Origin of the sequence: Phytopseudomonas argentinensis (assembly GCF_900113905.1) — a bacterium.
Taxonomy (GTDB): domain Bacteria; phylum Pseudomonadota; class Gammaproteobacteria; order Pseudomonadales; family Pseudomonadaceae; genus Aquipseudomonas; species Aquipseudomonas argentinensis.
The window spans coordinates 1,576,747-1,590,107 of sequence record NZ_FORC01000001.1; the positions used below are offsets into that span (position 1 = coordinate 1,576,747).

The 13,361-nt window shown below is 61.5% G+C and carries 22 protein-coding genes and 1 pseudogene; 17 read left to right on the forward strand and 6 right to left on the reverse strand.

The window, feature by feature from the left end:
• From BM154_RS23775 to BM154_RS24375, 4 genes and pseudogenes are all read right to left on the reverse strand, one after another.
• Window positions 1-552, reverse strand: a complete 552-nt coding sequence (locus BM154_RS23775; RefSeq protein WP_139225396.1) for a Pycsar system effector family protein — start codon at window positions 550-552, stop codon at window positions 1-3.
• Between the two features lie 44 nt (window positions 553-596).
• A complete protein-coding gene (locus BM154_RS23780) occupies window positions 597-881 on the reverse strand; it encodes a hypothetical protein (protein WP_139225397.1) in 285 nt (94 codons plus the stop codon).
• A 33-nt stretch (window positions 882-914) separates the two neighbouring features.
• Complete coding sequence (locus tag BM154_RS24370; RefSeq protein ID WP_244157105.1) at window positions 915-1,079, reverse strand: hypothetical protein; 165 nt, start codon at window positions 1,077-1,079, stop codon at window positions 915-917.
• A 48-nt stretch (window positions 1,080-1,127) separates the two neighbouring features.
• Window positions 1,128-1,394, reverse strand: a pseudogene (locus BM154_RS24375) (helix-turn-helix domain-containing protein); the annotation flags it as partial.
• 26 nt (window positions 1,395-1,420) lie between these two features.
• Between BM154_RS24375 and BM154_RS07200 the strand changes: the two are divergent.
• From BM154_RS07200 to BM154_RS07275, 16 genes are all read left to right on the forward strand, one after another.
• Complete coding sequence (locus BM154_RS07200; protein WP_074881687.1) at window positions 1,421-1,735, forward strand: hypothetical protein; 315 nt, start codon at window positions 1,421-1,423, stop codon at window positions 1,733-1,735.
• Window positions 1,732-1,983, forward strand: coding sequence for a helix-turn-helix domain-containing protein (locus BM154_RS07205; protein ID WP_074881690.1), 252 nt, complete (start codon window positions 1,732-1,734; stop codon window positions 1,981-1,983). Before BM154_RS07200 ends, BM154_RS07205 begins: the two co-directional genes overlap by 4 nt.
• On the forward strand, window positions 1,983-2,483 hold the full coding sequence (locus BM154_RS07210; protein WP_208609416.1) for a YmfL family putative regulatory protein: 501 nt from the start codon (window positions 1,983-1,985) through the stop codon (window positions 2,481-2,483). The genes BM154_RS07205 and BM154_RS07210 overlap by 1 nt, the downstream gene beginning before the upstream one ends.
• A 109-nt stretch (window positions 2,484-2,592) precedes the next feature.
• Window positions 2,593-2,886, forward strand: a complete 294-nt coding sequence (locus BM154_RS07215) for an ogr/Delta-like zinc finger family protein (protein WP_074881692.1) — start codon at window positions 2,593-2,595, stop codon at window positions 2,884-2,886.
• Window positions 2,883-3,143 carry a hypothetical protein gene (locus BM154_RS07220; protein WP_074881694.1) on the forward strand — a complete coding sequence of 87 codons (261 nt, stop codon included), beginning with the start codon at window positions 2,883-2,885 and terminating at the stop codon, window positions 3,141-3,143. The genes BM154_RS07215 and BM154_RS07220 overlap by 4 nt, the downstream gene beginning before the upstream one ends.
• A gap of 56 nt (window positions 3,144-3,199) precedes the next feature.
• Window positions 3,200-3,442: a hypothetical protein gene (locus tag BM154_RS07225; RefSeq protein WP_074881697.1), complete on the forward strand. Its 243-nt coding sequence runs from the start codon at window positions 3,200-3,202 to the stop codon at window positions 3,440-3,442.
• A gap of 5 nt (window positions 3,443-3,447) precedes the next feature.
• Entirely contained in the window at window positions 3,448-6,258 is a 2,811-nt protein-coding gene (locus BM154_RS07230; protein ID WP_074881700.1) for a toprim domain-containing protein, read from the forward strand.
• Between the two features lie 53 nt (window positions 6,259-6,311).
• Window positions 6,312-7,133, forward strand: coding sequence for a hypothetical protein (locus BM154_RS07235; protein ID WP_074881703.1), 822 nt, complete (start codon window positions 6,312-6,314; stop codon window positions 7,131-7,133).
• 175 nt (window positions 7,134-7,308) lie between these two features.
• Window positions 7,309-7,677: a DUF7673 family protein gene (locus tag BM154_RS07240; protein WP_074881706.1), complete on the forward strand. Its 369-nt coding sequence runs from the start codon at window positions 7,309-7,311 to the stop codon at window positions 7,675-7,677.
• Window positions 7,678-7,751: 74 nt separating this feature from the next.
• Window positions 7,752-8,006 carry a hypothetical protein gene (locus tag BM154_RS07245; RefSeq protein WP_074881709.1) on the forward strand — a complete coding sequence of 85 codons (255 nt, stop codon included), beginning with the start codon at window positions 7,752-7,754 and terminating at the stop codon, window positions 8,004-8,006.
• Entirely contained in the window at window positions 7,996-8,619 is a 624-nt protein-coding gene (locus BM154_RS07250) for a hypothetical protein (protein WP_074881717.1), read from the forward strand. Before BM154_RS07245 ends, BM154_RS07250 begins: the two co-directional genes overlap by 11 nt.
• Entirely contained in the window at window positions 8,616-9,209 is a 594-nt protein-coding gene (locus BM154_RS07255) for a hypothetical protein (RefSeq protein ID WP_083414471.1), read from the forward strand. The genes BM154_RS07250 and BM154_RS07255 overlap by 4 nt, the downstream gene beginning before the upstream one ends.
• Window positions 9,206-9,445 (forward strand): type II toxin-antitoxin system HicA family toxin, encoded by a 240-nt coding sequence (locus BM154_RS07260; RefSeq protein WP_074881720.1) that lies wholly within the window; start codon window positions 9,206-9,208, stop codon window positions 9,443-9,445. The genes BM154_RS07255 and BM154_RS07260 overlap by 4 nt, the downstream gene beginning before the upstream one ends.
• 88 nt (window positions 9,446-9,533) lie before the next feature.
• Window positions 9,534-9,725: a DUF4224 domain-containing protein gene (locus tag BM154_RS07265; RefSeq protein WP_074881723.1), complete on the forward strand. Its 192-nt coding sequence runs from the start codon at window positions 9,534-9,536 to the stop codon at window positions 9,723-9,725.
• Complete coding sequence (locus tag BM154_RS07270; RefSeq protein ID WP_074881726.1) at window positions 9,722-10,873, forward strand: site-specific integrase; 1,152 nt, start codon at window positions 9,722-9,724, stop codon at window positions 10,871-10,873. The genes BM154_RS07265 and BM154_RS07270 overlap by 4 nt, the downstream gene beginning before the upstream one ends.
• Window positions 10,874-11,545: 672 nt before the next feature.
• On the forward strand, window positions 11,546-11,722 hold the full coding sequence (locus BM154_RS07275; RefSeq protein WP_074881728.1) for a DUF3606 domain-containing protein: 177 nt from the start codon (window positions 11,546-11,548) through the stop codon (window positions 11,720-11,722).
• Window positions 11,723-11,983: 261 nt separating this feature from the next.
• Here the strand turns inward: BM154_RS07275 and BM154_RS07280 are convergent, their stop codons facing one another.
• Window positions 11,984-12,394 (reverse strand): hypothetical protein, encoded by a 411-nt coding sequence (locus BM154_RS07280; RefSeq protein ID WP_074881730.1) that lies wholly within the window; start codon window positions 12,392-12,394, stop codon window positions 11,984-11,986.
• Here BM154_RS07280 and BM154_RS07285 point away from each other — a divergent pair.
• Window positions 12,393-12,656: a hypothetical protein gene (locus BM154_RS07285; RefSeq protein ID WP_074881733.1), complete on the forward strand. Its 264-nt coding sequence runs from the start codon at window positions 12,393-12,395 to the stop codon at window positions 12,654-12,656. The genes BM154_RS07280 and BM154_RS07285 overlap by 2 nt on opposite strands.
• A gap of 247 nt (window positions 12,657-12,903) precedes the next feature.
• On the opposite strand, the gene BM154_RS24640 is transcribed toward BM154_RS07285, so the two are convergent.
• Entirely contained in the window at window positions 12,904-13,152 is a 249-nt protein-coding gene (locus BM154_RS24640; RefSeq protein WP_074881736.1) for a DUF1652 domain-containing protein, read from the reverse strand.
• Window positions 13,153-13,361 lie beyond the last annotated feature (209 nt).

Here is a 13,361-nt window from a genome sequence, read left to right on the forward strand (position 1 = left end):
TCAAGCTCCAAAAATTGGATAAAGCGCAACGAGGATAAAGAAAGCACTTGCCGGCACAAAGTTGCCGATGATTAAGATCCATGAAACGGCTTTCAGCGACGAAAACTTTGACTCTGCAATTTTGGACACAGTAAATGTTTGCCGCGAAATATCATTCAGCATTTTTTCATGTGTTGCCGCCCGGTAGCGATCAGCGTAGGCAGATGCCCCTCCGTCTGTACGCCCGATATCGCCAAAAAATATTAACGACTCGCCAGCATGACGCTCTGCAGAACTAAATGTCAGAGGAAGAATAACCTTAATAGCCAAACAGAGACTTACGGTCGCACTGATCATAACAACAACGACTAGCACGATTAACAAAGTCAAATATTTAGAGGCAGGTATACTAGGCAACACCCTATAAGAACAAAAGGAAATTGCGGCAACTATTGCAGCGCAATAAGACATCACTATCGCCGCCTTATTATTAGTTGACATGACGTAGCCATCAATTCGTTTCAAAATTTCCAATGCATTTTTAATTTGCGCTTCGGTTGTGGAGTCAGACATTGCAGCCCTCAGCTTTAGCTAGGCGTTTAATAGATAGGCAAAACTTATTGTTTAGGCATGCCCGAAATTGAATCAAACAGCCACGAACACAAAGCAGCTACAGCAGGAAATTCTCTGCCGAGCCAGTCCGCTGGTACGTAGTAGTGATCGTTCAAGGTGTAGACGGGCAAGCCGTCATCAGATGCACAGATTGAGACGAGATGCTCGGCATCTCCGGTGAGGGCTGCAGCGACAAAGACCTGGCCGGTTTCTTGTTCTACAGCGAAGGTGCGCTTCCATTTCGGAAGTCTTTTGCCTGGCAGTTCGAACTCTTTCCAGTTGAGTCCCATTGTCCGAATCCCTCCGTTCTCAATGGGAACAGATCATGCCAGCCTTTTGATATCAGCGACAACTGCCTCCAGCTCCCGAAGGCGGTTCTCGAGGGTTAGCAGACGTTTCTTCTCTTCAGCAGCCCGCTGTACCTCCAGCTGTGCCTGCTCATCAAGCCCACGCCAAAGCGCGAGGAGCGCTTGCTCACGAGCATTCATGCCTGGTTCCTCGTCGGGTGGCAGCCCTTCGCCACGCCGCATGGGGCCCTCCCCAGTAAGCAGCCAATCGAGGCTAATGCCACGCTCCAGAGCCACATCTACACAAAATGTGTAAGGCACTGAGTCACGGCTTCTCCAGTTTCCCAGGGTCGACCTATTCACCTGAATAGCTTCTCCCAGCTGGTTGTCGTTCTTGACGTCAAAGACCGCATGCAGTCGGTCGAGAACATCAGCGGCACTTTTATTTCCCAAAATTGGAAACTCTCCGTTGACACATCCCATAATGGGACATAGGCTTACACGCATTGAGAACATATTAGCCCCATAGGAACACTCAAACCATGATGGTTCACCGGTTACTGCGCTTTCAGGAAAACTTCGAGGCGTTGGTCACAGCGCTGGCTGATGCGGCGCCCGCAGATCAACGCTCTGACGCCCTGCAACAGCTGCTCTCGGAAGCGCAACGGCAGGTGGCAATGCTGCACCAAGCTGGCTGTGTTCTGACTGCCGAACCTATCGCAGCACGGGAGCGCCGTATCGCTCGCAACCGGCGCGAGCTCACCGCCTTGGTCGACCAATTGCGCGTTCAGCCGGTGGTCATCCTGTCGCTGAAAACCGACGCCGACTTGAGCCTTGCAAAGGAGCATCAAGCATGACGCCCAACCAGATCCGCGCACGCCTTATCGAGAAAGGCAGCAGCTACCGTCAGTTCGCCCTGGCCCGTGGTTACGAGCCGCGCAACGTCACCCAGGTGGTAGCCCGCTGGGCAGGCGCCGACCGGATGCCCAACGGCCGCCTGGCATTCGCGATTTTGCGTGACCTGTCGCGTGAAATCGGTACGGACGTGGTACCCGGCATCCTGGCCGAAGCCGCCAATAGCAGCGAAGCGATGGCGCAACAGTAATGGCTACCACCCCCAGCAAAAACCAGAAGCGCCCGGCCCCCGTTCTAGAAACGCGCCGCCAGGTCATGAGCGCGGTGATCGCGGCTTTTCCGGGCGGCCGCGAGTCTGCCGCCGCCCGCCTGGGCCTGCACCTCAAGAAGCTGGATAACCACCTGTACGAGAACGCCGGCAGCCAACCGCTGACCGACGCCCAGGTGCACCAGCTCGAGCAGCAGGCCGGCACCGCCCACCTACCCGACTACATCTGCAACCTCTACGGCGGCGTTTTCGTGCCGATGCCCGAACAGGGCGAGCTCGACAACCTGGACCTATACGCCCGTGGCCTCAGCACCAGCCAGATGCGCGGCATGGTCGACCAGCTGATCGCTAAATCCCTAGATGACGGCGTTATCTGCGAAGCCGAGGTGCAAGCCATCCTTGCCGCCCACCGCCAGCACATCGCCGCACGCCACAGCGAAGTCACCGCCGTGATCGTGCTGCACAGCAAAGCAAGCGAATAACCGCCCGACCCTGGGTACCCAGGGCAGGCAATAGGAAACGATTTAGGCGCTGGATGCGTCGCCATTTAACCGGCCCGGCCGGTGCCGCGACTAGCGGCGGGGAGACAACTTGAGCACTTACAAACTGGTATGCCCGGCATGCCACGGTTGCATGCGCATCCGTACCAGCGTGGGGCAAACACCTTGTTTCCGCTCCACGTACTACCAGTGCCAGAACGTGGCCTGCGGCGCCACGTTCAGCGGCTCGGTAACGATCGATTACCAGCTCAGCCCGTCCGGCCTTGCACAGCCGTTGATGGTGCTGCCGGTCGCCCCGGCGGTCGAGCGCATGAAGGCCCTGCGCGACAACGCCAAGGCCACGGACCAGCTGGACCTGCTGGCAGCACTGGAGGAAGCGGTATGACTGACATCGAAGCCACCGACTACCGCACCCGCATGCAGGGCTGTGCCCAGGCCTTCATCGAGCAGCACCAGGCCGAGCACCTGAGCGGCGACCCACAGCTGTTCGAGCGCACCTGCCTGCACCTGGTGCACGCCCTGGAGGTGCCGCTGTTCATGGCACCGCGCCTGGCGCAGTTGGCCCTAAGCGAGTTGCAGCCATACCAGCGGGCCTGGCTCGGCTGGGACATGGCCAGCGGCACCGACTGGCAGCACCCCTAACCCCTGCCCCCCCAGCCCACGCCGTGGGTTTGGGCAAGTTGCGCCCGGAGTACGCCATGGAAGCGGAAATCGACATCAAGATCGGCCTACCCAAGCCCATCGCTGAGGCCTGGCTGGTGCGCCTGCGCAACGAGTTGCAGCAGGGGTTCCAGCAGCACTGGTACGACGATCGATACCGCACCGTGCCTGCAGGCCTGCGCAGCGCTCGCATTCTGGAAGACCACCCGGCGCTGGCCGGGCACAAACGCACTATCGGCGCGCTGAAAGCCGCCCTGGCCATGCCGGAGAAACACGCTTGAAATCCATGGATCACGACATCCGCGCCGACGTGCTGCGCAACCTGCAGAACGACTACGGCCTGCGGCCCATGACCGGCACGAACTACATGCGCAAGGGCGTATGCCCGGCCTGCAACAAAAAAGAACTGTACGCCCGCCAGGACCAACCCTGGTTCATCAAATGCGGTCGCGAGAGCAAGTGCGGCCAGCAGTGGCACGTGAAAGAGCTGTACCCGGACCTGTTCGAGGCCTGGAGCGAGCGCGCACCAGCCACCGAGCAGCAGCCCACCGCCACCGCCCGCGCCTATCTGGAGTTCGCCCGGGGCTTTCGCCTGGAGTTGATCGAAGGTTGGTACACACAGGAAAACTACTGGGACCGCGACCTCGAAATCGGCTCGGCCACCGTCCGCTTCGCCCTGGACAAAGGCGGCTATTGGGAACGCCTGATCGACAAGCCATCGCGCTTCGGCAAGAAGAAGGCCCGCTTCCAGCCTGGCCAGAGCTACCGCGGCGTGTGGTGGTGCCCGCCGGCGCTGGACCTGCTCGAGGTCACTGAGCTGTGGATCGTCGAGGGCATCTTCGACGCCATCGCCCTGATGCACCACGGCATCGCCGCCGTCGCCGCCATGAGCAGCAACGCTTTCCCCGAGGAATCACTCAAGGCGCTGATCAAGGCCCGGGCCGAGGCTGGCGGCCGGCTGCCCAAGCTGGTGTGGGCGCTGGACAACGAGCCAGGCGCGCACCGCTACACCCGCCAGTGGGTGAAGCTGGCCCGCGAGCTGGGCTTCGTATGCGAGGCGGCGCAGATCCCCCAGCGCGACGGCCGCAAGGTGGACTGGAACGACCTGCACCAGCGCTGGGCCTTCCTGGAAGACGACGCCCGCGAGCAGCGCCGCGAGGACGACCTGCGCGAAATCCGCCACCACGGCGCCCTGCTGATCGCCGAGAGTGCCAGCGAGAAGGCGCTGCTCATGTACCAGTGGAAGGAAAGCGAGGAATTCCACTTCGGCTACGACTCCCGCCTGTACTGGTGGAAGCTCGACCTGGACAAGTACAACAAGGCCCGCACGGCCATGGAGGAAAGCGACAGCGAGGCCGACCAGAAGCTCAACGACAAAGCCGTGCGTGAAAAGGCGCTGCGCATGTCCGGCTGTGTGGTGGAGATCGCCAACTGCTACCCCCAGGCGCTCTACTTCCAGCGCAACGAGGTAACGGACGAATCCTGGTACTACTTTCGCGTCGACTTCCCGCACGACGGCGACAGCGTGAAGAACACCTTCACCGGTGGCCAGGTGGCTGCCGCCAGCGAGTTCAAGAAGCGCCTGCTCGGCATGGCCGCCGGCGCTGTGTTCACCGGCAGCGGCCAGCAGCTGGACAAGATCCTGAAAAACCAGCTGTTCGGCATCAAGACCGTATCCACCATCGACTACGTGGGCTACAGCAAGGAATATCAGGCTTACGTCTACGGCGACCTGGCCATCAAGGGCGGCCAGGTGTTCCAGGTCAACGAGGAGGACTACTTCGAGTTCGGCAAGCTGCGCCTGAAAAGCCTGCAGAAGGGCGTGGCCATCCGCTTGGCCCGCGAGGGCAAGGGTTACAGCAACGAGTGGCTCAGCCTGCTGTGGACGTGCTTCGGCGCCCAGGGCGTGGTGGCCCTCACCTTCTGGTTCGGCTCGCTGTTCTGCGAGCAGATTCGCGCCCGCCAGCAGTCGTTCCCATTCCTCGAGGCGACCGGTGAAGCCGGCGCCGGCAAAACCACCCTGCTCAACCTGCTGTGGAAGCTGCTCGGCCGCGAGGGCTATGAGGGCTTCGACCCGATGAAGTCCACTAAGGCCGGCCGCTCGCGCTTGATGGGCCAGGTGTCCGGCATGCCGGTGGTGTTCCTGGAAGCCGACCGCCACGGCGACGACAAGGCCCACGCCAAAACCTTCGAATGGGACGAGCTCAAGGACTTCTACGGTGGCGGCACCCTGGCCACCAAGGGCGTGAAAACCGCCGGCAACGAAACGTACGAGCCACCCTTTCGCGGCACCATCGCCATCAGCCAGAACGCGGCCGTTGTTGCGCATGAAGCGATCATGACGCGCATCTGCAAGCTGCACTTCGTGCGCCCCGAGGTAACGCCCGAGAGCCGCGCCGCAGCGGACAAGCTGAATACCCTGGAAGGCGAGCACCTCAGCCATTTCATGCTGCTGGCCCTGCGCAAGGAAGCGGACGTGCTCAAGCAGTTTTTCGAGCGCATGCCCGTGCACGAAGCCCGGCTGCGCCGCCTGCACACCCATTGCGTACAGTGCGACACCGCTTACCCGGCCGGTGCTGAGAAGGGCTGCGCGAGCTGCGGCAACACGCTGCGCGGCTACATCCGTGTGGAGCGTATCGCCAAGAACCACGCGCAAATGCTGGCCCTGCTCGATTGCCTCGGCCAGGTCGTGCCGCTGACCGAGCACCAGGTCGCCCTCACCCAACGCAAGCTGGTGGCCATGGCTATCGAGCGCCAAGCCTCGATCAGCGCGGACCACCCGGCCGTGGCGGAATTCTGGGAGGTGTACGAGTACCTGCAGGGCCTGGACGCCGAAGGCCCAACGGTCAACCACTCGAACAAGCCCGACGAGACCATTGCCATCCACCTCAACGAGTTCGTGAAGCTCGCCGGCGAACACCGTCAGCAGCTCGCCGACATCGCCACGCTGCGCACCCTGCTCAAGGACTCGCGCAGCCACAAGTTCATCGACAGCAACGTCACCGTATCCAGCGCAGTGCGAGTGCATCAGGCCAAGAAACACAACCTGACCACCTTCAAGTCGCCATCGGTGAAGTGCTGGCTGTTCAAGGCTTAACCCCCGCCCAGGCGCTGCAACGCCCAGGCAAACAACCCCAAAGGAGAAGCACCATGCAAAACCCAAACACCCCGAAATGGCTGGAGCTATTCACTACCGCGTTCGGCGCCAAGGGCCTTGTCGCCCTGGCCTGGTGGGCCGGCGCCTACCACGCCGAGCGCATCCGTAACCTGCAGGGCACCTACCCTATCCTGCAGATCAACGGCGACGCCGGCAGCGGCAAAACCACCCTGGTCGACAACCTGTGGAAGCTCTCCGGCGTGGCAGAGCCGGAAGGCATCACCAACCGCAACCACACGTTCAGCGCCCTGCTGGCCCAGTTGGCCAAGGCGGTGAGCGAGCCGGTGGTGATTGAGGACGTGGTCAACGACGACGGCGGCGAGCACTTCGACTGGGAGGCCATCCGCGAGTGCTACAGCACGTCACTGGGCATGCGCGCAGACGTAGGCCAGCCGGTGCGTTTCCGCGGCGCCCTGGTCATCGTCGGCACCGGGCCCAACATCCTCAAGCAGCGCAGCGTGCAGGTGCAGCTCAAGCGCGCCGATCAGGCGCCGGAGCGCAGCGCTGCCGTGCAGGCCCTGTACGACCTGCACCTCTGCGAGCTTGAAGGCTTCCTGGCAAAGGTACGCGAGCACGAACACATGGCCATCTTCTGCATGGGCAAGGCCGAAGCGCTGGCCTTCGAGCTGGCCGACCAGGTGAGCATCGAACTCAACATCCGCGACGCCCGCAACCACGCCCAGCTGATCGCCCTGCTCGACTTCCTCGACACCCTGTTCCACGTCCCGGCCGCCGCCCTGGAGGCGGCGAAAGCCACCGTGCGCGAAATGGCCTGGCACACCGTCGGCCGCACCCGCGGCCCGATCGAGGACTGAGCCATGAACGACGAAACCCCAACCAGCGTCATCGCCACCCTGATCGGCAGCGGCATCGCCCTGCTGCTGCTCGCCGCCGGCGCCAACGCCACCCCCGACCTGCTGCTGGCCCTCACCCACTGACCCACCCGCCCAGGCGCTGCAACGCCTGGGCGACACCCGAAGGAGAAGCACCATGCAGAAGCCCCCACTCCAGATACCACAGCAGTTCCGCGATGCCCTGGCGGCGCTGGCCGCCGAAGAAGCCGAGCGCCCAGCCATACGGGCCGCCGGCGTCGAGGCGCTCGGGCGCCTGGTGCCGGTTGCCCTGCGCGACACCCACCAGAGCCGCATCGTCGGCATGTTCCTGCTCAGCCTCTATAACGGCCAGGCGTTCCCCTTCCCCCTCACCTTCCTGCGCGGGCTGGACACAGCACTGTGGAACGACTGCATGACCCTGCTGCGCCTGGATCGCCGGCCGGGGCAAGAGGTGCATGAGTACTTCGAGGACGGCGACGCGGTCTGGTCGCAGCTGAAAAAAGACTGGGGCCCAAAGCCCGAGTGACACCGGCCAGGCCGGAAAAAGACGGCGCCGGGGGCTGCAACCCCCGACGCCAACCACCCCAAAGGAGAAGCACCATGCAAGCACATCAACCCCAAGGCGGCGGCGCAGAGCCTACCACACCGCCAGCCCGCACCAGGCCGCCACTCGCCGGCAGCCGCCTGGATATGTCCAGCATCTGCGACATCTGCGGCAAGGCCCGCTCCACCCGCAATCACGCCAAGTGCAGCCGCAAACGCCAGAAGATGAAGGACGCCCACTGGCAGACCTTCATGGCCGAGCAAGCCGCCAAAAAACAGGCCCTGCAGGAGCGCCGCCGTTATGGACGCTGACCGTTTCTATCTGCAGGACAGCCGCAGCAACGTCGGCAGCCGGGCCATGTTCTGGAAGCTGGGCGGCGGCTACACCTCGAACCTGGACCAGGCCGAGCAGTTCAGCCGCGAGAAAGCGGTCAAGCAGTACGAGTGCCGAGAAACTGACTTGCCTTGGCCTGTCGACTATGTCCGCGCCCGTGCCGAGGTCAGTGTCGACTTCCAGCACCTCAAGAGGTCGGAAGCAGAGGCATACCGGAATGTCGACGGTCGCGTTTATGTGGCCTACCCGCGCGGCTGGGACGGCAACGACCTGGTCTGGCGCGGCGGCAGCGGGCAGACCTCCAACCTGGAGGACGCAATTCATCCAGGCAAGTCAGATGCATCTGTTTACCTTGCCCAAGGGTTTGATCTGTGGCCATGCGGCTACATCGCGGAACGCTCCCGGCCAGTAGTCCGCGCCGCCACACTCGAACACAAGCAGGCGCTGCGCGAAGCGGGCCTCAAGCTGCCCAAGATCAAACGCCAGCGAATCCGCCGCTACACCACTAATTGCGATGGTTGCGGGCGTTTCTTGAGCGAGCTGCAGCGCTACCACTCATGCCCGAACTGCGGCGCGGGGAATGCGCCATGACCCAGGTAGCAGTTTTGTTCGCCCGTTCCGACAGTATCTACAAGACCCTCAGCGCCACTGACGTTTGGGACGCGCAGCGCAACGCGCTGAATTGGCCTGGAGGTGCACCAGTGGTCGCACATCCACCATGCCGAGCCTGGGGACGACTGCGCACGTTTGCGAAGCCACGGCCAGGTGAGAAAGAGCTCGCTTTGTGGGCTGTCGACAAGATCCGTAGCCACGGCGGCGTGTTAGAGCACCCTGCAAGCAGCTTGCTGTGGAAGGAAAAGCCGCTGCCTGAGCCTGGCGAGCAGGACGACTGGAACGGCTGGACACTCGTCATTTCCCAATGGTGGTGGGGCCACCGCGCGGAGAAACTTACTCGCCTGTACATCTGCGGTGCCAAGCCGTCAGAGCTTCCGCCAATGCCTTATCGGATGGGCGAGGCAAGCCATGTAATTGCACAGAGCAGCTTGAATCAGCACCTACGGCGCCGGCCGGAAGTTAGCAAAAAAGAGCGAGAGGCGACCCCGGTCGAGCTTGCGACTTGGCTTATCGAAGTGGCACGCATCTGTGGGAGCAACATCGCGGCAGAAAGGCATACAGCATGAGCCAGGTGATCATTACTACAGGCCGGCGCTGCGGCAAATCACTGCTGCACCTGCTGGTATATGCCGCCAACAATGGCTGGACGGCTCGCCGCACACGCGGCGGGCACGTCCGTTTCCAGAAGCCGGGCTGTGTTCCCGTATTCACCAGCAGCACGCCGAGCGATTGGCGTGCCTACCGCAACGCCCTGGCCATGCTGGTCAGGGCTGACCGAGCAGGAGAAGCCGCGCATGGCTAACCCAGAATCTGGCAGCGCCGTTTCTGGTACTGCGGTGGCCGAGGGCGGTGCTACCCTCGGCCACCCGCCACCACCAGGGCCAACCGGAATGTTGACCTTCGATGACCTCAAGCGCATCACCGGCTACCGCCGGCGCGCAGACGTGGAACGCACGCTGCAGCAACAGGGCATCCGTTTGTTCCGGGGCCGCGCCGGCCCTTGGACGACGGTGGATCTGGTGAACCAGGCAGGCGGCATCGGCCAGGTCAGCAAGGAACAGTACGGCGTCGACATCCTATGAGGCGAGCGAGAAAGCGGAAGCACAATCCGCACATTCCCCCACACATCGATCAGGCCGCTCTCCCAGCGGCCGTTTTTTTTGACCCGCGAGACGGTGGCGTCTGGTACACGCTGTACCGCGATGGAGGGGCAGGTAAGCAGCGCCGCAAGAACATCGCGCCGGCCGACGCCACGCTGGCAGACCTGCACGCCATCATGGACGTACGTGCCGCCGTAGACCGTGAAAGCCTGCGTTTTCTGTGCGAGCAGTACCACGCCAGCCCACGCTTTGCTGGTTTGGCTGCATCGACTCAGGAAAGTTACACCTACGCCCGCGACGTATTGCTAGAGCTGCCCACGAAGCTGGGCAAGCCGCTGGGCGATCTGGCTGTGCGCAAGTTCTCCCCCGCCCTGGTGCAACGTGTCGTCGACCTGATCGCCGAGGAAGGCAAACCATCCAAGGCCGCCCACGCATTGCGTTACCTGCGCCTTGTGATGCAGTGGGGCCGTAACCGCGGTTACCTGGAAGTGAACCCAGCGATTGGCATCGAAGCACCCAAAGAGCGCAAGCTGCGGCGCCTGCCGTCACATGCCGTCATGGAGGTGCTGATCGACCGAGCCAAGCACATGGGCCGGCTCGCCAGAGGTGTGCCGGGAGCATGCCCACAGTACCTGGTGCACGTGATCGAGCTGTCTTATCTGTGCCGACTGCGCGGAATCGAAACCGTCACGCTGACCGACGCCAACGAGACGCCCGAGGGGATCATCACCAACCGGCGCAAGGGCAGCCGCGACAATATCGTGCGGTGGACACCTCGCCTACGCGCGGCCTGGGATGGCGCCAAGGCATATCGGGCCAAGGTATGGAACAAGCGGAAGACCCCGATTCCGATCAGCGCTGAGCAGCGTTTCCTGATCATCGGCGCCCATGGCCGCCAGTTGAAAAAAAGCGGCCTCGATACCGCTTGGCAGCGCTTCATCCATAGAGCGATTGAGGAAGGCGACATCACTGCCGAGCAGCGCTTCGGCCTGCACGACCTCAAGCGCCGCGGCATCACCGATACTGCCGGCACCCGCGCGGACAAGCAGCAAGCCAGCGGCCACCGCGACGCGGCCATGCTCGACATCTACGACCTGAGCGTTCCCACGGTCGATCCCTCGGTCATCTGACCCCTCCCCCACCACGTAACAAGCACGCCAGGTACCGCATGGAACCTGGCGTCTACGCCTGTCTGCACGTAACAAGGAATCGCGTAAGTGCATGATTTATATGCAACGGCGAGATTTCTTGTAATCAGTAGGTCCCGGGTTCGACTCCTGGTGCCGGCACCATACAACACAAGGCCTCGCAGAAATGCGGGGCCTTGTCGTTTCTGCCTTCCACGTAACAAGCGACGTAACAAGGCAAGCGTGTCGATTACGTAATTATCTCTTTCACCGGACATTCCGATCCGCAGTACCAGGTACCGGAATTCCACTGCACTGTGACGGCGCGAATATTAAGGCGGTGCTCACCGTCAAAGCCGCCGACTGCTGCCACACCACGGCGGACGCACCACCAGCGGCCTGGCTCTGCCACGTCACCCCGGCCCGGAGCGGATGGACGACGGACACCGCTACCTGCAGGCCGACCGCGACGCCAAATCGGGGGGGGGTGACAAGCAGGAGATGGTCACAGCCGACAAGCCAAACGTTGAAACGCCTGGCACGGCTGTGTGTCAACAACAAGAACACGCAGAAGCAACGGCGCGGGAATGAGCCAGGCTGGCACCGTAGCGATGAAGGCAGGCGCCGGCACGAGGCCGCTCCACCTCCAACAATCCACTCTAGGAAGCATGACTAATGGCAGATGATCTTGATAATCGCGGCCCACAAGACCGCTCCCGGGTGAACGTTAACGAAAGCTGGGAGGTCAGCTGGTGGACAAAGAAATTCGGTTGCACCCAGGCTCAGCTGAAGGCCGCCGTTAAGGCAGTAGGCGTAATGGCCAAGGACGTCGAGGCGCACCTCAAAAAGTAGCGCTCAGGTACGCATCGGTGCACCGAGGGCGATTCACTGCACCGTTGCCGCCAGTTGCCAGCGGAGGGTCTGAGCTCCCTGCGCACCTTGCCAATCTCATCGAGCGGCGCCGTGCTTGACGGTCTGGTGCCGCCCCTACGTTACCAGCCCTTGCCTGACGTGATGGCCAGCATGCAGCCACTTCAGAGAGCTACACCTCTCGCCTCGCAGCCGCTAGAAAACATCTCCCGGCGGGGACGATTGGCATCGCTTCGCTTTGGGTCAGAATCCAACCGCTCTCCCTAAAGACATCCGGCCCACCATGGCAAAGATGAAGCTTAACCTGGCGATCCGGAACATCCAGTACTTCGCCGCGCTCAGGGCTACCATCACCCTGGCGTCTGCGACGACCATGGATGTGGAGCTAATCCGGCGTCCAAAGCATCGATAAACCTGTTCGATATTCCATGCCGCAACGCCATGACCACCTCTCAGCTTTACCAGCTGATCAGTCTGCTCGAAACACAGGCGAAGAACCGCAACCCTGACTTGTTCAGCGTTCATGTCGTTAATCGCCTGCATTACGGCCAGAACCTGGCCGCGTGGTAGCACATCGCCGAATACCTGCTGTAAGATAATTCGAACGATCATGACTGCAGTCGCTCTTAGCTGCATAGCCAGAGCCTTGACCATGAACACATACCTTGCCCAGCTTGCGGTGGAAGTGGCCGAGCGGTACGTTATCCAAACCGAGCGTCACGCCGAAGGGCTGTCCATTTCCTGCCGGGATCTCAAGGGCAACCTTGTCGCTAGCCGCATTCTTACGGCGAAGCAGCTGCGAAATGCGTCGCTGGTGAGCTTGGTGATGGCCGACTTAAAAAGCGTTCTTCTTGCACCGCAGCCTCTGCCCCCGATCACCCCTCTGCCAGAATCACTTCACCCCAGCGCCTCGTAGTGGCATATCGCCGGCGGCTCTTGCCCGCTCCGTTTGTCGGCCCCCTTTGAACAGCCCTCACCCACATTCCTTCCATACCGTTAGCTGTGCCCATACGGCATCCAATGGAAGGGAACGATAAATGGCGAGAGAAAGCCGCCAAGGCAGGGCGTAAGGCCGGTCAGAACCGGAGCAAAGCGCTAAGTCAGCTGCATAAAGGCCCGCTACTGCGGGCCTTTTTTGAACCATCACATCACGGCCATGTGCACTAGCCGGCGCTACGTTCACGCTGTTCGTCACCCTTGAGATTGCGCTGCAGGTCGGTGGCAAACTTGTCGATTGCATCCCAATTCACCAGAGCAGCGGTGCTTACCCCCGATACCTCCAATAGCACTGCATCGCTGACAGCATCACACACATAGATGGTTAGGAGGCCTTCAGGGCTGGCCCTGCATTTGCACGCATGGGGTAAAAAAGCTGCCTCGATCAGTTGTCGTTGCTGTCTAGCTGACATCATGATGCGAATCCCTCAAGTGACGGATCATGTGATATTCCTTATCAAATGATGAATACGCGCAGTATGAGACAACTTCGCAACAATACATCTTCGATTACGACATAACCTTATTCGATTTGTGACTATTAACCCTGTCCCCCACCACCTCGTCCCCTTGGTGGTGTATCAGCGGCTCCTCATCTCCAGCCTCATGCCATCAGGCATCGACC